This window comes from Roseomonas populi, assembly GCF_024594815.1.
GTDB lineage: Bacteria > Pseudomonadota > Alphaproteobacteria > Acetobacterales > Acetobacteraceae > Roseomonas > Roseomonas populi.
In genome coordinates, this window is sequence record NZ_JANJOU010000003.1 from 63,909 (window position 1) to 80,012 (window position 16,104).

The 16,104-nt window shown below is 74.4% G+C and carries 15 protein-coding genes; 10 read left to right on the plus strand and 5 right to left on the minus strand.

Annotated elements, in window-relative coordinates; genetic code table 11:
• Positions 1 to 59: 59 nt before the first annotated feature.
• From NRP21_RS05425 to NRP21_RS05445, 5 genes are all read right to left on the minus strand, one after another.
• Positions 60 to 1,502, minus strand: coding sequence for a carotenoid oxygenase family protein (locus tag NRP21_RS05425; RefSeq protein WP_257715158.1), 1,443 nt, complete (start codon positions 1,500 to 1,502; stop codon positions 60 to 62).
• A gap of 31 nt (positions 1,503 to 1,533) precedes the next feature.
• The gene (locus NRP21_RS05430) at positions 1,534 to 2,076 is read right to left on the minus strand and encodes a hypothetical protein (RefSeq protein WP_257715159.1); all 543 of its coding nucleotides are present in this window, start codon (positions 2,074 to 2,076) and stop codon (positions 1,534 to 1,536) included.
• 30 nt (positions 2,077 to 2,106) lie between these two features.
• Complete coding sequence (locus NRP21_RS05435; RefSeq protein ID WP_257715160.1) at positions 2,107 to 2,727, minus strand: TetR/AcrR family transcriptional regulator; 621 nt, start codon at positions 2,725 to 2,727, stop codon at positions 2,107 to 2,109.
• Between the two features lie 102 nt (positions 2,728 to 2,829).
• A complete protein-coding gene (gene yghU / locus NRP21_RS05440) occupies positions 2,830 to 3,705 on the minus strand; it encodes a glutathione-dependent disulfide-bond oxidoreductase (protein ID WP_257715161.1) in 876 nt (291 codons plus the stop codon).
• 92 nt (positions 3,706 to 3,797) lie between these two features.
• The gene (locus NRP21_RS05445) at positions 3,798 to 5,501 is read right to left on the minus strand and encodes an IlvD/Edd family dehydratase (protein ID WP_257715162.1); all 1,704 of its coding nucleotides are present in this window, start codon (positions 5,499 to 5,501) and stop codon (positions 3,798 to 3,800) included.
• Between the two features lie 141 nt (positions 5,502 to 5,642).
• On the opposite strand from NRP21_RS05445, the gene modA reads away from it, so the two are divergent.
• From modA to NRP21_RS05495, 10 genes are all read left to right on the plus strand, one after another.
• Positions 5,643 to 6,425 carry a molybdate ABC transporter substrate-binding protein gene (modA, locus tag NRP21_RS05450; RefSeq protein ID WP_257715163.1) on the plus strand — a complete coding sequence of 261 codons (783 nt, stop codon included), beginning with the start codon at positions 5,643 to 5,645 and terminating at the stop codon, positions 6,423 to 6,425.
• Positions 6,426 to 7,121: a molybdate ABC transporter permease subunit gene (gene modB, locus NRP21_RS05455; protein WP_257715164.1), complete on the plus strand. Its 696-nt coding sequence runs from the start codon at positions 6,426 to 6,428 to the stop codon at positions 7,119 to 7,121.
• A 14-nt stretch (positions 7,122 to 7,135) separates the two neighbouring features.
• Positions 7,136 to 8,221, plus strand: a complete 1,086-nt coding sequence (modC, locus tag NRP21_RS05460; RefSeq protein ID WP_257715165.1) for a molybdenum ABC transporter ATP-binding protein — start codon at positions 7,136 to 7,138, stop codon at positions 8,219 to 8,221.
• Positions 8,218 to 8,427, plus strand: coding sequence for a TOBE domain-containing protein (locus NRP21_RS05465; RefSeq protein WP_257715166.1), 210 nt, complete (start codon positions 8,218 to 8,220; stop codon positions 8,425 to 8,427). Before modC ends, NRP21_RS05465 begins: the two co-directional genes overlap by 4 nt.
• Positions 8,428 to 8,598: 171 nt before the next feature.
• Complete coding sequence (locus tag NRP21_RS05470) at positions 8,599 to 10,527, plus strand: methyl-accepting chemotaxis protein (RefSeq protein ID WP_408639600.1); 1,929 nt, start codon at positions 8,599 to 8,601, stop codon at positions 10,525 to 10,527.
• Positions 10,528 to 10,531: 4 nt separating this feature from the next.
• The gene (locus NRP21_RS05475; RefSeq protein ID WP_257715168.1) at positions 10,532 to 11,929 is read left to right on the plus strand and encodes a chemotaxis protein CheW; all 1,398 of its coding nucleotides are present in this window, start codon (positions 10,532 to 10,534) and stop codon (positions 11,927 to 11,929) included.
• On the plus strand, positions 11,926 to 13,083 hold the full coding sequence (gene cheB / locus NRP21_RS05480; RefSeq protein ID WP_257715169.1) for a chemotaxis-specific protein-glutamate methyltransferase CheB: 1,158 nt from the start codon (positions 11,926 to 11,928) through the stop codon (positions 13,081 to 13,083). Before NRP21_RS05475 ends, cheB begins: the two co-directional genes overlap by 4 nt.
• Positions 13,080 to 13,913 (plus strand): CheR family methyltransferase, encoded by an 834-nt coding sequence (locus tag NRP21_RS05485; protein WP_257715170.1) that lies wholly within the window; start codon positions 13,080 to 13,082, stop codon positions 13,911 to 13,913. The genes cheB and NRP21_RS05485 overlap by 4 nt, the downstream gene beginning before the upstream one ends.
• The gene (locus NRP21_RS05490) at positions 13,910 to 15,856 is read left to right on the plus strand and encodes a chemotaxis protein CheA (RefSeq protein WP_257715171.1); all 1,947 of its coding nucleotides are present in this window, start codon (positions 13,910 to 13,912) and stop codon (positions 15,854 to 15,856) included. The genes NRP21_RS05485 and NRP21_RS05490 overlap by 4 nt, the downstream gene beginning before the upstream one ends.
• Positions 15,853 to 16,095 carry a hypothetical protein gene (locus NRP21_RS05495; protein ID WP_257715172.1) on the plus strand — a complete coding sequence of 81 codons (243 nt, stop codon included), beginning with the start codon at positions 15,853 to 15,855 and terminating at the stop codon, positions 16,093 to 16,095. The genes NRP21_RS05490 and NRP21_RS05495 overlap by 4 nt, the downstream gene beginning before the upstream one ends.
• Positions 16,096 to 16,104 lie beyond the last annotated feature (9 nt).

Here is a 16,104-nt window from a genome sequence, read left to right on the forward strand (position 1 = left end):
ATTTGCATGTGGCGGGATGCCACGGCCGCATGCCCGTGATCCGGGCGGCCCGGCTGCCCTCAACCCGGCATCCAGTTCCCGTGCAGCCCCTGCGGCACGCGCTGGGGCATGCGGATCACGGCCACCGGCGCCTCCTCGATCCGCGCGGCGTCGAGCAGGAGGAGGTCGCTCGTTCCCGTCGAGGGGTCGTAGGCATAGGTGATGAGATAGCCGTCATCCTCCGCCCCGCTGGCCGCACGGGGGATGAAGACCGGCTCACCGAGCACGCGGTTGCCTGCATCGTGCTGCCGCGTGGCGCCCGTTTCGGCATCCACCTTCACCACGGCGTTGAAGGTCGAGGAGGGCGGGCGCTCCATCGCCAGCGTGCCGGTGCGGGTGGGCAGGTAGATGAAGCGGGACTCCCGGGCGGTGCGCGCGTCGTTGATGCGCGGGAATTCCGTGACGAAATCGGCGAGCCGCTCCTCGCGGAGGCTGCGGGCGGCGGGGTCGATGACCATCCGGTGCAGCATCGGTGGCGGGACCGGGCCGGAGGAGGGACCGACATGCAGGCCGTCGTGCCGCACATAGTCCAACACGATCCGGCGTCCCCGCTCGAAGCCGTTGGCGAAGTGGAAGACGAAGAAAGGCTCCGCCTCCAGCCATGTCACCGCCCCGCCATCCAGGGGCACGAGGCCGATCCGCGTGCCGAGGGACGGCCGCCATTGCAGGAAGGATCCGCCCTTCCCGGCCGCCTCCATGTCGAACACGGCGGGGCCGATGAGCAGGACGAGGTGCCGCTCCGTCAGCACGAAGTCATGGATCATGCTGGGCGCGGCGAGCGGCACGGGAAAGCTGTCCCGCAGAGTGCCGGCCGCGTCGATCCGATGCACCCGCACCACCGGCTCCAGCGCGGAGTAGGCGATGGCGTAGAGGTCGCCCGTCACGGGATGGCGGCGGTTGTGCGCGCCCATCTCCACCACCTCGCCCGTGCCGGCGGTCCATTCGCCGATCGTGTCGAGTTCCATGGTCATCTCATAGGCGGGCTGCGCCTCACCGAAGGCGATCAGGTGTCCACCATGCTGCAGCACGTTGATGAAGGCGCCGGTCTTGATCGGGCCGGGCTCGCCATCCTCGCCGAGAAGGGCGGGATCGACGGGCACGGGATGGAACAGGCTTCCGTAGAGCGCGCGGCCGGCCCGGCGCTCCGCCGCCAGCCCGCGGGTGCGGACGTAGCGGTTGCGGTAGCGGGCGCGGCCGCCCTCGAAGAAGACGGCGTGCACCATCCCGTCCCCGTCCATGGGATAGGCATAGGCGATGGGCTTGAAGCGCGGGTTCGGGCCGTTCCGCATATGGGCGCCGCGGAGGTCGGGCGGAATTCGCCCGGCGGTGACGGGCAGGTCCGCGGCGTCGATCTCCGGCCCGATGGGGGCGAAGTTGCCGCTGAGGTGCGGGTCCTCCGACACCCAGTCTATGGCCGCGGTGTCGAGCGGCGGCATGGCCGTGCCGGCAAGGGCGGTGCTCATGCGGGCGGACTCCCCTTCGCCGGGCGGTGCTTCAGGCCCGCTGGCGCCTGGATGCGGCGTAGCTCTTCGTGAAAAGGATCGCCCCGGCAAGGGCAAGGACGATGACCACCACGCCGGCATTCGTCGGCAGGCCCGGCACCAGCAGCAGCGCCGCTTCCGCCGCCACCATCACCGCGAAGGCCAGGGCCCAGGCGGCGGAGATGATGTTGTTGGTGCGGAGGAAGCCCGGGCTGTCCCAATGCTCCCGCGGCACGCTCTCCCGCGCGTAGCTCATGGTGAAAGGCCGGCCCAGCGCGATGGAGAGGAGCACGATGGCGAGCAGCCCGGCATCAATGACAAGGCGCGTGGCAATGATGGAGAGCGCGCCGCCGGACAGCCAGGTGTAGGCAGCCACGGCAACGAAGAGGATGCAGGTCCCGACCTCCAGGATCCGCATTCCCGTACCCTGGCGCCTGGCGCGGAAGACGAGGAAAGCGGCGACGGCGGCCCCCGCCAGCAGCGCGGGCAGCGGCCCGGCATGGTTCGAGATCACGGCGAAGGCGATGAAGGGCGCGAAGGCGAGCAGGATGCCCATGATGGTGTTCTCCCGTGTTCCGTTCCGGCGTCAGGCGAGGCGGACGGCGCCGAGCACCGCCTCCGCGAAGGCGAGTTCATCAGGTGGCCCCGGCAGGGCGCCGAGGGTTCCCTTCAGCCGCCCGTCGAGCATCAGCATCGCGTAGCCATGGACGAGTGACCAAAGGGCGATCCCCTCCGCCGCGCGCTGCAGGGGCGATGCCGGCGGCGCATCGGGGCGCCCGGACAACGCGCTGCGGAGCACCTCCCGCGCGGCCGCGATCGCGTCCCGCAGGGCCGGGCGCATCGCGTCCAGCCGCTCGCCCCGGAACATGAGGAGGAAGAGCTGCGGGTTCTCCCGCGCGAAGGCGACATAGGCGCGGCCCATGGCCAGCGCGCGGGCGCGCTGCTCCTCGCCCGCCGCCGCCACCGCCGCCGAGAGCGCGGCGGCGAAGCGGCGGTAGCCCGAGGCGGCCAGCTCGCTCAGCAGGCCGGAGAGGTCGCCGAAATGGTTGGCGGGCGCCGCGTGCGTCACCCCCGCGGCGCGGGACACGGCGCGCAGGGTCAGCCCCTGCAGCCCCTCGACCCGCAGCAGCGCCTCCGCCTCCGTCAGCAGGGCCTGCTTCAGGTCGCCATGGTGATACGAACGGCTCTGAAGGATCGGGCTCGCCATGCCCGAATGTTTACGCTGGTAAGTTTACACCGTCAACATGAATCCGGAACGTTCTCGCGGCGGCCCGCCCTTCCATGGCGGGGCCGCCGCGACCCCTGCCGGCTATGCCTGCGCCGCCAGCTTGTCCTGCGTCCGCGTTTCGAAGTCCGAGGCGTCGTGCCGCTCGTGCAACTGGCCGGAGGGCTCGCCGGTCACGCGGTTCACCATGCGCCCGCGCTGCACCGCCGGCCGCGCCAGGATGGCGTCCGCCCAGCGCAGCACGTTCTTGTATTCCCCCACGCCCAGGAACTCGGCCGCGCCATAGGACCAGCCCTTCACCAGCCCGGCATACCAGGGGAAATTCGCCATGTCGGCGATGGTGTAGTCGGGCCCGGCCACGTACTCGCTCTCGCCCAGGCGCGTGTCCAGCACGTGCAGCAGCCGCTTCGTCTCCATGGTGAAGCGGTCGATCGCGTACTCGATCTTCGTCGGCGCGTAGGCGTAGAAGTGGCCGAAGCCGCCGCCCAGATAGGGCGCGCTGCCCATCTGCCAGAACAGCCAGGAGAGGCACTCGGCCCGCGCCGCGCCCTCCTTTGGCAGGAAGGCCCCGAACTTCTCGGCCAGGTACATCAGGATGGCGCCGGATTCGAACACGCGCACCGGCTCCGGCCCGCTGCGGTCCATCAGGGCGGGGATCTTCGAATTGGGGTTCACCCCCACGAAGCCGCTGCCGAACTGGTCGCCATCCCCGATCTTGATCAGCCAGGCATCGTATTCCGCGCCGGCGTGCCCGAGGGCCAGGAGCTCCTCCAGCAGGATCGTGACCTTCTGCCCGTTCGGCGTCGCCAGGGAATAGAGCTGCAGCGGGTGGCGCCCCACCGGCAGCTCCTTCTCATGCGTAGCCCCGGAAATGGGCCGATTAATATTGGCAAAACGGCCGCCATTCCCGGGGTTCCAGGTCCAGACCTTGGGCGGCGTGTACTCGGGCGCGTCGGCCATAATTTCGGATCCTTCCGAGTCTCGATTGCCCCAAGACTATGCGCTGCCCGGCGCCGGGGCAGCCCGCCCCGGCCTTCAACCGCCCGCGAGCGCTATTCCTCCTCGGCCTCCCCGGCCAGGAAGTCGAAATCCACGCCCTTGTCGGCCTGCATCACCGTGTCGTGGAACAGCTTGGCGTAGCCGCGCTTCGGCGCGGGCCGCGGTGGGGTGAACCCGGCCGCGCGGCGCTCCAGCTCAGCCTCGTCCACCAGCAGCTCGATGCGGCGATTGGCTGTGTCCAGCCGGATGCGGTCGCCGTCCCGCACCAGGCCGAGCGGGCCGCCCACCGCGGCCTCGGGCGTGATGTGCAGCACGATGGTGCCGAAGGCCGTGCCGGACATGCGGGCATCGGAGATGCGGACCATGTCCTTCACCCCGGCCTGGGCAAGCTTCCTGGGAATGGGCAGGTAACCCGCCTCCGGCATCCCCGGCGCGCCCTTGGGGCCGGCGTTCTGCAGCACCAGCACGTCGTCGGCCGTCACGTCCAGATCCGGGTCGTCGATGCGATTGGTCATGTCCTCGACGCTGGTGAAGACGACGGCGCGGCCCTCATGCTGGAGAAGCCCGGGCGTGGCGGCGGCGTGCTTGATCACGGCACCGCCGGGGCAGAGGTTGCCGCGCAGCACGGCCATGCCGCCGGTGCTCTTCAGCGGGTTGCTGCGCGGGCGGATGACGGTCTGGCCCGGCACGTCCTCGGCCAGGTTCATGTAGTCGCGCAGCGTGCCGCCCAGCACGGTCGGCGCGTCGAGGTCGAGGAAGGGCTCCAGCTCCTGCAGCAGCCGCGGCACGGCACCGGCATGGTGCAGGTGCTCCATGTAGTGATCGCCCGAGGGCTTCAGGTCCACGAGCACGGGCACCTCCCGCCCGATCGCGTCGAACTCCTCCAGGTCCACCTCCAGCCCCGCACGGCCGGCGATGGCGGCGAGGTGGACGAGGCCATTGGTGGAGCCGCCGATCGCCTGCAGCACCACCATCGCGTTGCGGAGGGAGCCCTTCGTGACGAGTGCCTTCGGCGCCGGCCCCTGGCGCCGCGCCATCTCCACCGCCACGCGCCCCGTTGCCTCGCCGCAGCGCAGCCGTTCCGCGTGCGGGGCGGGGATGGCGGCGGAATAGGGCAGCGAGAGCCCCATCGCCTCGATCATGCAGGCCATGGTGCTGGCGGTGCCCATCACCATGCAGGTGCCGACAGAGGGCGCGAGCCGCCCGCTGATGACCTCGATCTCCGCCTCGTCGATCTTGCCGGCCCGGTGCTGGCCCCAGAGGCGCCGGCAATCCGTGCAGGCGCCCAGCACCTCGCCCCGGTGGTGCCCCACCACCATCGGACCCACGGGCAGCACCACGGCGGGAATGCCGGCGCTCGCCGCCCCCATGATCTGCGCGGGCAGCGTCTTGTCGCAGCCGCCGATCAGCACCACCGCGTCCATCGGCTGGGCGCGGATCATCTCCTCCGTGTCCATGGACATGAGGTTGCGCAGGTACATGGAGGTGGGGTGGGAGAAGCTCTCGTGGATCGAAATGGTCGGGAAGGCCATCGGCAGCCCGCCCGAGAGCATCACGCCGCGCCTGACAGCCTCGATCAACTGCGGCGCGTTGCCGTGGCAGGGGTTGAAGTCGCTCGCCGTGTCCGTGATGCCGATGATCGGCCGGTCCAGCGCGTCGTCCGAGTACCCCGCCGCCTTGATGAAGGCCTTGCGCAGGAACAGCGAGAACCCCGCATCCCCGTAGCTCGTCAGTCCCTTGCGGAGCCCTTGCGCCATTCGTCCCGTTCCCGTCCCTCGCGGCTCTCAGACCGCCGGGTGCATGAGCCAACCCCCGCACCGCCTTGTCAACGGAGCGTGGCTTGCCGCGTCCTGGCCGCGCCGATATAGCCGAACGGGAACAACGACCGGGTAACTCCCATGCGTCGCAAGCTTCTCTGCGCCGTCGCCGCCACCCTGGCGCTCGCCGTCACGGGGCTTCCAGCCCGTGCGCAGGAGGGACCGACCGTCTTCGCCGCGGCCAGCCTGACGGACGCGATGCGCGCCCTTGGCCAGGCCTGGGCCGCCAAGGGCAACCCCGCCCCGCGCTTCTCCTTCGCCGCCTCCTCGGCCCTGGCCCGCCAGATGGAGCAGGGTGCGCCTGCCGACATCTTCGCCAGCGCGGACGAGCCCTGGATGGACTACGTCCAGCAGCGCGACCTGATCGTGAACGGCACCCGCGTCTCGCCGCTGGCCAATGCCCTGGTCCTCGTCGCCCCGGCCGATAGCCGGCAGGCGCCGGTCACCATCGCGCGCGACACGAACCTCGCAGCCCTCCTCGGCGCGAATGGCCGCATCGCGACCGGCGACCCCTCCAACGTGCCGGTGGGCAAGTACGCGCAGGCCGCGCTGACCTGGATGGGCCAGTGGGACGCGCTGAACCCCCGCATCGCCCGCGCCGACAACGTCCGCTCCGCCCTGTTGCTGGTGGAGCGCGGCGAGGCCCCGCTCGGCATCGTCTATGCCACCGACGCCGCCGCCTCCCGGGGAGTGAAGGTGATCGGCACCTTCCCGCGCGAGAGCCATCCGGCCGTCACCTACCCCTTCGCCCTCGCCCGCCGCGCGGAGGGCAACCCGCAGGCCCGCGCCTTCCTCGCCTTCGCCACCGGGCCGGAAGCCGCCGAGACCTACCGCCGCCTCGGCTTCGCGCTGCGCGGCGAATAGGTGCTGACGCCCGAGGAATGGGGCGCGGTCCGGCTCAGCCTCTCCGTCGCCCTCCGCTCGGTCGCCTTCGGCCTGCCGCCCGCGGTGCTGGCGGCCTGGCTCCTCGCGCGCGGGCGCTTCCCCGGCCGCGCGCTGCTGGACGCGCTGGTCCACCTGCCCCTGGTGATGCCGCCGGTGGTGGTGGGCTGGCTTCTCCTCGTCACCTTCGGCGTGCGCGGCCCGGTGGGCGCGCTGCTGCACGAATGGTTCGGCGTGCGCCTCGTCTTCACCACCGCCGGCGCGTCGCTGGCCACCGCCGTCATGTCCTTCCCGCTGATCGTACGCGCGGTGCGCCTTTCGCTGGATGCCGTCGATCCCGGCCTGGAAGCGGCGGCGCGCAGCCTCGGCGCGGGGCCGGTGGACCGCTTCGTCACCGTCACCCTGCCGCTGATCGCGCCTGGCATCCTCTCCGGCGCCATCACCGCCTTCGCCGCGGGGCTGGGCGAGTTCGGCGCCGTCATCACCTTCGTCTCCAACATCCCCGGGGAGACGCAGACCCTGCCGCTGGCGATCTACAGCGCCACCCAGACTCCGGGCGGGGAGGCGACGGCCGCGAAGCTCGCCGCCATCTCCTTCGCCCTCGCGGTCACGGGGCTCCTGCTGGCCGATCTCGCCGGCCGCCGCCTCGCCACCCTCATCGGCCGCGCCCCGCGCTGATGCTGGAAGTCACGATGCGCCACCGCTTCCCCGGCTTCGCGCTGGATGCGGCCTTCGCCTCGCCGACGCCCGGCGTCACCGCCGTCTTCGGTCCCTCCGGCTGCGGCAAATCCACGCTGCTGGCCGCCGTCGCCGGGCTGCTGCGCCCGGAGGCAGGCCGCGTGGCGCTGGACGGCACCGTGCTGCTGGACACCGCCGCAGGGGTGGACACCCCCGCGGAACGGCGCCGCTGCGGTGTCGTCTTCCAGGACTCCCGCCTTTTCCCCCATCTCTCCGTGGACACGAACCTCCGCTACGGCCTCCGCCGCGCGCCCCGTGACGCCAACGGGGCAGGCTTCGAGGAGGTGGTGGACCTGCTGGGCGTCGCGCACCTCCTCTCCCGCCGCCCCGCCGCGCTCTCGGGCGGGGAGAGGCAGCGCGTCGCCCTCGGCCGTGCCCTCCTTTCCCGCCCGCGCCTGCTGCTGATGGATGAGCCGCTGGCCGCGCTTGACGCGCCCCGCCGCGCGGAGGTGCTGCCCTTCCTCGCCCGCGTGCGGGACCGCTTCCGCGCGCCGATCCTCTACGTCACCCACGCGCTGGACGAAGTGGACCGCCTGGCCGACCACCTCGTGCTCATGGAAGCCGGCCGCGTCCTCGCCGCCGGCCCGGCGGAGGCGCTGAGCACCCGCGCGGACCTGCCGCTCCTCGCCGCCCGCCGCGATGCCGGCGCCCTGCTCTCCTGCGCCGTGCTGGAGCACCACCCCGCGCGCGGCCTCACCCACCTCGGCTTTCCCGGCGGCGAGCTGCTGGTGCCGCTGCGCGAGGATGCGCCGGGCGTACGGCTGCGCGTCCGCGTCCGCGCGCGCGACGTCTCCATCGCCACCGAGGAGCCGCGCGGCCTCTCCGTGCAGAACGTCCTGCCGGCAATGCTGGAATCGCTTTCGCCGGCCGCGCCGCACGAGGCGATGCTGCGCCTGCGCGTGGGGGAAGCGACCCTCCTCGCCCGGGTCACCGAGGATGCCGTGGCGCGCCTCGCGCTGCGGCCCGGCCAGCGCCTCTGGGCGCTGGTGAAGTCGGCCGCTTTCGCGGCCACCACCCCTGCACAGGAAGCTCCGCCATGAGGCTGTCTGCCCGCAACGTCCTCGCCGGCAAGGTGGTCGCCGTGACCAAGGGCCAGACCACGGCGCATGTGAGGATCGAGCTGTCCGGCGGCGCCGTCGTCACCGCCTCCATCACCAACGAGGCGGTGGACTCCCTGGAGCTGAAGGTCGGCGACGAGGCCTCGGCGATCATCAAGGCCTCCGACGTCATCGTCGGGAAGGCCTGACCCGCCCGAGCCCTCTGCTCGCGCCTCCGTGCGGGGCGCGGCTCATGGCGCCCCGCGCGGCGGCCCGGTATGCTGGCGCCGAGTCCCGCCCGTCCCTTCCATGACGGCACCGTCCCGGATCCGGGGCGCGCCGGCGGGACGGATCGGGGGTTCAGGGCAACGATGGCGCTGGTGAAGACAACCGAGCTGGCCGGGCGCGCCGCCGCCCGCGCCGCCGCGCCATCCACCTCGCCCTCGCCCCCCATCTCGCCCGAGCCGGCCACGGCCAGCCAGCGCCGCGCGCAGGACCGCAGCCGTGCCCGGCGCGAGAAGGCGGCCGAGCGCATCGGCGCGGCGAGCGAGGAGCTGGCCGCCGGCATCACCCAGGCCGCCGCGGCGGCGGAGGAACTGGGCCGCGCCCTCGCGCAGATCTCCGCCGCGGCCGAGGAGGCGGCGGGCGCCGCGCAGGAGTCCCAGGGAAACATCGACTCCCTCGGCGCCGTCTTCACCCAGGCGCGGGACCGGGCCGAAGCCTCCCAGCGCCGCACCAGCGCGCTGCAGGCCGCCCTTATCGAGCTCGGCGCGGCGATCGAGGGCGCGGCGGGCGCGGTGGAGGAGAACGCCGCCCGCCAGCTCCGCTCCGTGGAAGTGGTGTCGGCGCTGGAGGCCGGTGCCGCCCGCATCGGGGAGATCACCACCGCCGTCGCCGACATCGCCGAGCAGACCAACCTTCTCGCCCTCAACGCCGCGATCGAGGCCGCGCGGGCGGGCGATAGCGGCCGGGGCTTCGCCGTGGTGGCCGAGGAGGTGCGCGCCTTCGCCGAGAGCTCCGAGGCGAGCGCGCGCGAGGTGCGGGCCCTGGTGGAGACGGCCCGGGCCGAGGTGCAGAGCGCCGCCACCCGCATCCGCGCTGCCGCGGGGGCTGCGGGAGACCAGGCGCGGGACGGCCGCGCTGCCGTTGCCACGCTGGACCAGGTGCGGGCCGCGATGGGCGCCATCACGGAGGGCGCGCAGGCGATCCTCATCGCGACCGTGGAGGCCGAAGGCGCGGCGCGGGAGGCGCAGCGCGGCGCCGAGGGCGTGGCCAGCGCCGCCGAGGAGCAGTCTGCCGCAACCGCGGAGGCGCAGCGCGCCGTGCAGCAGCAGGGCGCAGCCCTGGACGATAGCCAGCGCACCGCGCAGGCCCTGGCCATGCTCGCGGAAGGCCTCCAGGCCGGCAACGCCGCCTCCGCCGAGCAGGTCGCCTCCGCCGCCGAGGAACTCTCCGCCACGGTGCAGGAACTGTCCGGCGCGGCCGGGCAGATCAACACGGCGCTGGACGAGATCGGGCGCGGCGCCGCCATCCAGGCCGCCGCCACGCAGCAGGCGGCCGCCTCCATGGCGGAGATCGAGCGCGCTGCCGCCGGCACGCGCGCCGCCGCCGCCGCATCCGTGGAGCGCCTGGCCGAGATCGCGCCCCGGCTGGAAGGCGGCCGCGCCGCCATCGCCGCCCTGGGCGAGGGCATGTCCGCCGGCCTTGAGGATACGCGGGGGCTGGCGGCCCTCATCGGCGGGCTGGAAACCTCCGGCCGCCGGATGGAGAAGATCGTGGACTCCATCGCGCTCGTCGCGGTGCAGACGAACATGCTCGCCGTCAGCGGCTCCGTGGAGGCGGCGCGGGCGGGGGAGGCGGGGCGCGGCTTCGCGCTGGTGTCCACCGACATCCGTGCCCTGGCCCGCGACGCCGCCGCCAACGCGGACCGCATGAAGGACGTGGTGCGCGACATGCGCGACGGCGCAGCGCGCGTGCGCGCCGAGCTGGAGGCCGTGGCCGCCGCCGGGGCCGGGGAGGCCGGGAAGAGCCGCGCCGTGCAGGACCGCCTGGCCGCGGCCGGGGCGGACCTGGCCGATCTGCGCCAGGGCTCCGGCGAGGTGCTCGCGGGCACGGACCGGGTCCTGATGGCGGTGCGGGAGGTGCTCTCCGGCACGCGCCAGATCGCCGCCGCGGCCGAGGCCGCGAGCGCCGCCGCCGCCCAGGCCTCCACCGCCGCCGGCCAGCAGGCCCGCGGTGCGGAGGACCTGGCCGCCGCCATCGAGGACATCGCGAGCCTCGCCGACGAGTTGCGCCTGGCGGGGAGCTGACGGGGTGCCCGCCGGGGCCCTGACCGTCCGCGTGGCCGGGGAGGCCTATGCCCTGCCCGCCCCCGCAGTGCGGGAGGTGCTGCGCCCCGTCCCCCTCACGCGCGTGCCCCATGCCCCGCCGGGCCTGCTCGGCCTCGCCAGCCTGCGCGGCGCCGTGCTGCCCGTCCTCTCCCTCGCCCGCCTGCTGGGGCGGGACGAACCCGCCCCCTCCCCTGCCGCGCGGGTGGTGGTGGCGGAAGACCCGCCTCTCGGCCTGCTGGTGGAGGAGGTCACCCGTCTCGGCACCGGGGAGGGCGCGCACACCATCGACCTGCCCGCCCTGCTGGCGCGCGGCTTCGGAGCCGGCCATGCCCGCCCCAGCGCCCAGGTGACGGCCCGCCCCGTCCCGTCGGACGCGCCGGGCGGATCATCCGGCGAGGCGGCGGAGGCCCGCGTCGCGCTTCTCGCCTTCGCCCTCGCCGACCAGGACTACGCCCTGCCGCTGGAGAGCGTCGCCGGCGTCGCCCGCCTGCCCGGGCGGATTACCGCCCTTCCCGGCGCGGAGCCCGCCATGCTCGGCGCCGCCCCGTATCGCGGCGGGCTGCTGCCGCTGGTCTCCCTGCGGGCGCTGCTCGGCCTGCCCGCCGCGGCGGAAGCCGGTTCGCGGCTGGTGGTGGTCCGCATCGGCCATCTCCTAGTGGGCCTCGTGGTGGATGCCCTGCGCACCGTGCTGCGCCCCCCGCAGGCCGCGCTGGACCCGGTGCCGGCGGTCCTCACCCGCGGGACGGGCGAGGTGCGGGTGCAGGCGATCGCACGGCTGGACGGGGACCGCCTCGTCTCCGTCCTCTCCCCCGGCGCGCTCTTCGACGAGGAGACCACGGCGCGCCTGCTGGCCGCTTCCCGCCCGGAGGCGGAGGGCGCGGCCGGGCTCCAGGCGGAGGCGGCGGAGCGCCTTGTCGTCTTCGACCTGGGCAAGGAGCGCTTCGGCCTCCCCCTTACCGCGGTGGAGGAGGTGGTGCGCCATCCCCGCCACCTGGCCCGCATCCCCCGCGCCCCGGACTTCGTGGCGGGCGCTATGACGCTGCGCGGCGCCGCCCTGCCCGTGATCGACCTTCGCCGGCGCTTTGGCGGCGCGGGCACCGGGGACCCCGGCCGCGTGGTGGTGGTGGGGGCGGAGGGGCTGCGCGCCGGCCTCGCGGTGGACGCGGTGTCGGGAGTGCTGCCCGTCGCCGACCTCCTGCCCGCGCCGGAGCCAGCCGGGACCGGCGCCGAGGTCTTCGACCGCGTGGCGCGGGTGGAGCGGGACGGCCGGATGATCCTCGTCCTCGCACCCCGCGCCCTGCTGGAGGCCGCCGGGCGCGACCTGCTGGCCGCTGCGGGAGAGGTGGACAGAGCCGGCGGGGGGGCCGGGCCTGCCCCGTGACGCGCGTCCTCGTCGTCGATGATTCCGCGCTGATGCGCCGCCTGCTGGGCGAAGTCCTCTCGGCGAACGGCTTCCAGGTCTCCTTCGCCCGCGACGGGCTGGAGGCGCTGGACGCCATCGCCGCGGACCCGCCGGACGTGGTGACGATGGACGTGCAGATGCCCCGCATGGACGGGCTCGCCGCCCTGGACCGCATCATGCTGGAGCATCCCGTGCCCGTGGTGATGCTCTCCTCCCTCACTGGTGCCGGGACGGAGGCGACGCTGGAAGCCCTGCGCCTGGGCGCGGTGGACTTCCTGCCCAAGCCCGCCGGCGCCGCCTCCCTCTCCATGAACGAACTGACCCCGGTGCTGCTGGAGAAGCTGCGCGCGGCCACAGGCGCGCGGCTGCGCCGCAGCCATCGGCTGGCGGAGCGCGTGCGGCTTCGCGCCGGCCTCCCCGCCGGGCCGGGCCCGGCCCGGTTCGATGCGCCTGGCCCGGTCCAGTCCGATGCGCTCCGCCCGGCCCGATCCAGCGCGCCCGGCCCAGCCCAGCCCTCCGCGCCCGCGGCGGAGCCCGCGCGCCCAGCCCTGAGAGGCGATCCGCCGGGGATTGTCCTCGTCGGCTGCTCCACCGGCGGTCCGCCGGCGCTGGACGCGCTGCTGGCCCCCCTGCCGGCGGACTTTCCCTGGCCCATCCTCATCGCCCAGCACATGCCCGCAGGCTTCACCGGCGCCCTCGCGCGGCGGCTGGACCGGCTCTGCGCCCTCACGGTGGAGGAGGTGTTGCGCCCCGTGCGGCTCCTGCCCGGCCACGCCTATGTCGGGCGGGGGGACGCGGACCTCATCCTCGGCCGCCGCCCGGCGGGGCTGGTTGCCATGGCCGCCCCCGCCGATCCCTTGCACCGCTGGCATCCCAGCGCGAACCGCATGGTGGAGAGCGCCATGGCCCTGCTGCCCGCCGCGCGCCTGATCGGCGTGCTGATGACGGGCATGGGCGACGACGGCGCGGCCACCATGGCCCGGCTGCGCGCCGCCGGCGGCCGCACGATCGCGGAGGCTGAGGAGACCGCCGTGGTCTGGGGGATGCCCGGCGCGCTGGTGCGGGCAGGCGGCGCGGGCGCCGTGCTGCCGCTCGGCGGCATCGCCGGCGCGCTGCGGAGATGGCTGGCATGAGCACCCCCGCCCTGGCCCCGGACGACCTCCGGCGCCTCTGCGACTTCATCTACCGCCGCACGGGCATGCTCTACGGCGAGGGCAAGCGCTACTACGTCGAGCGCCGCCTGACGCAGCGGATGGAGGGCACCGGCACCGCCTCCTTCGCCGCCTACATGGGCCTGCTGCGCGCGAGCCCGGACGAGGCGGAGCGGCTGGTCAACAGCTTCACCGTGAACGAGACCTACTTCTACCGGGAGGAGCACCAGCTCCGCGCCCTCTCGGGCGCGATCCTGCCGGAGATCGTCGCCGCGCGCGGCCCGGGCGACCGCGTGCGGATCTGGTCCATCCCCTGCTCCACGGGGGAGGAGCCCTACTCCGTCGCCATCTGGCTGCTGGAGAACTGGGCGATGGTGGACGCCTACAACATCGAGATCGTCGGCTCCGACATCGACACGGATGCGCTGGCCGCGGCGAAGGCAGGTCTTTACGGCGAGCGCTCCCTCGGGCGCCTGCCGCCCGCGCTGCTGGGCCGCTACTTCGACCCGCCGCGCGGCGGGCTGCGCCGGATCATCGAGGACCTGCGGGAATCCGTGCGCTTCACGCCGGCCAACCTGGTGGACCAGGCCAGCATGGCCCCGGAAGGGCGCTTCGACGTGATCCTCTGCCGCAACGTCCTCATCTACTTCGACGGGGCATCCCGCGCCGGGGCCGCGCGGAACCTGCACGACGCGCTCGCCCCCGGCGGCTTCCTCCTGCTCGGCCACACGGAATCCATGGGCAGGATCAGCGACGGCTTCGCCACGCGCCGCTTCGGCGACGCCGTGGCGCACCAGAGGCCGGCGGCATGAGCGAGCTGCTGGAACAGTTCCTGGTGGAATCGCGGGAGCTGGTGCAGGCCGCCGCGGACGACCTGCTGGCGCTGGAGAGCGCCCCAGGCGACCCCGCGCGGCTGGACGGGGCCTTCCGCGCCGTCCACACGCTGAAGGGCTCCGTCGCCCTCTTCGACCTCGCCCCGATGGGCGCCGCGCTGCACGCGGGGGAGGACCTGCTGGACGCGCTGCGCCGCGGCGCCGTCGCGCCGGACCGCGCGGCGATGGACGCACTGCTCGCCCTGCTCGGCGCCAGCGAGGCCTGGCTGGATGCCTTCGCCGCCGATGGCCGCCTTCCCGACGCGGCCGCGGCGGATGGCCGCGCGCTGGAGGCCGCGCTGCGCGCCCGCCTGCCGGGGAACGCGCCCGCACAGCCCGCCCCGCTGCCGGCCGCTTCCCCGGACTGGCTCCCCGCCCTGCTGGAACGGGAGGCGGCGGCCATCGCGCCGGCCCGGGCGGAAGGGCGCACCCTCGCCGCGCTACGGTACGTCCCCTCGCCGGACTGCTTCTTCCTCGGCGATGATCCCATCGCGATCATTCGCGCCCTGCCCGCCCCCGTCGCGCTCCACCTCGCCCAGCGGGAGCCCTGGCCCGCCGACGGCCCCGATCCCTTCACCTGCAACCTCGTCATCGAGGCCGTCTTTGCCGCCTCGGAGGCCGAACTCCGCCAGGGCCTGCGCCTGGTCGCCGACCAGGTGGCGCTCGCCCCGGTCCCCGCGCCCGCCGCACCGCCCGCCCCCTCCTCGTCCTCCCGCGGCCTGCGCGTGGACGCCGCCCGCGTGGACGCGCTGGTGGATCTGGCGGAGGAGCTGGTGGTGGCGCGGAACGGCCTTGCCCACCTCGTCGCCCGGGTTGGGGAGGAGAACCCGGCCCTCGCCCGCGCCCTGGCCGAGAGCGAGGCCGGGATCGGCCGCCTAGCCGAGCGGATGCACCGCGCCGCCCTCGGCCTACGCCTCGTGCCGCTCGGCCGCGCCTTCGCCCGCCTGCCGCGCCTGGCGCGGGAGACGGCGGGCGGCCTGGGCAAGGAGATCGCCCTCTCCGTGGCCGGAGAGGCGGTGGAGGCCGACCGCGCCGTGGTGGACGGCCTGTTCGACCCCCTGTTGCACCTGCTGCGGAACGCCATCGACCACGGCATCGAGCCGCCCGAGGTCCGCGAGGCCGCCGGCAAGCCCCGCGCCGGCCGCATCGCCCTCTCCGCCGCGCGGGAGGACGGGTGGATCGCCGTCACCCTCTCCGACGACGGGCGGGGGATGGACCCGGCCCGCCTGCGCGCGGCGGCGAAGGCGCGCGGCGTGGCGGATGACGCCGCCATCGACGCGATGGACGACGCGGCGGCGCTGGACCTCGTCTTCCGCCCTGGCTTCTCCACGGCCGGCACCGTCACCGCCATCTCCGGCCGCGGCGTGGGAATGGACGCGGCGCGCGCGGCGGTGGACTCCCTCGGCGGCCGCGTCGCGATCCGCAGCGCACCCGGCGAAGGCACCACGATCCGCCTCCTCCTGCCCGCGGGCGCCGCTGTGACCGGGGTGCTGACCGTGCGCGCGGGTGGGGAGCTCTACGGCATTCCCGTCGATGCCGTTGCCGAAACCGCCCGCCTGCCCGCTTCCGCCATTCTGCCGCTCGGCGCCGGGGAGGCCTTCGTGCTGCGCGGCCGCACCCTGCCCTTGCTCCGCCTGGCCGGGCTGCTGGGGCTGAAGCCCGCCCCGCGCGGCGGAACCGCCCGCCTCCTCGTCACCGGGGGGGCGGAGCGCGCGGCGCTGGAGGTGGAGGGCTTCGGCGGCAGGCTGGACGTGCTGCTGCGCCCCCCACAGGGCCTGCTGCGCGGCCTGCCCGGGCTGGCGGGCACGGCGCTGCTCGGCGATGGCAGCGCGCTGCTGGTGCTGGACCTGCCCGACCTCCTCGCGCGCGGAGGTGCCGCGTGAGCGTCCGTCTCGACGGCGACGCCATTCGCCTGGACGGCCCGGCGCGGGTGGAGGACGCGGAGCCTCTCCTCGCCCTCCTGCACGAGGGCCCGGGCCGCACGGTGGACCTGGACGGCGCCGGCCCCCTGCACGCCGCCGTGGTGCAGGTGCTGCTGGCCCTGCGCCCGCCAGTCCGTGGCACCCCCGCCGATCCCTTCGATGCCCGCTGGCTGCTGCCCCTGCTTGGGCCGGGCAGCTGAGCCGCCGCG

What these genes read in the sequence shown, in the direction of transcription:
- yghU (WP_257715161.1), bottom strand. Translation starts at nt 3,705, where the DNA reads ATGGCCGACGCGCCCGAGTACACGCCGCCCAAGGTCTGGACCTGGAAC.
- modA (WP_257715163.1), top strand. Translation starts at nt 5,643, where the DNA reads ATGCGTCGCAAGCTTCTCTGCGCCGTCGCCGCCACCCTGGCGCTCGCC.
- NRP21_RS05425 (WP_257715158.1), bottom strand. Translation starts at nt 1,502, where the DNA reads ATGAGCACCGCCCTTGCCGGCACGGCCATGCCGCCGCTCGACACCGCG.
- NRP21_RS05485 (WP_257715170.1), top strand. Translation starts at nt 13,080, where the DNA reads ATGAGCACCCCCGCCCTGGCCCCGGACGACCTCCGGCGCCTCTGCGAC.
- modC (WP_257715165.1), top strand. Translation starts at nt 7,136, where the DNA reads ATGCGCCACCGCTTCCCCGGCTTCGCGCTGGATGCGGCCTTCGCCTCG.
- NRP21_RS05445 (WP_257715162.1), bottom strand. Translation starts at nt 5,501, where the DNA reads ATGGCGCAAGGGCTCCGCAAGGGACTGACGAGCTACGGGGATGCGGGG.
- NRP21_RS05435 (WP_257715160.1), bottom strand. Translation starts at nt 2,727, where the DNA reads ATGGCGAGCCCGATCCTTCAGAGCCGTTCGTATCACCATGGCGACCTG.
- NRP21_RS05430 (WP_257715159.1), bottom strand. Translation starts at nt 2,076, where the DNA reads ATGGGCATCCTGCTCGCCTTCGCGCCCTTCATCGCCTTCGCCGTGATC.
- NRP21_RS05465 (WP_257715166.1), top strand. Translation starts at nt 8,218, where the DNA reads ATGAGGCTGTCTGCCCGCAACGTCCTCGCCGGCAAGGTGGTCGCCGTG.
- NRP21_RS05490 (WP_257715171.1), top strand. Translation starts at nt 13,910, where the DNA reads ATGAGCGAGCTGCTGGAACAGTTCCTGGTGGAATCGCGGGAGCTGGTG.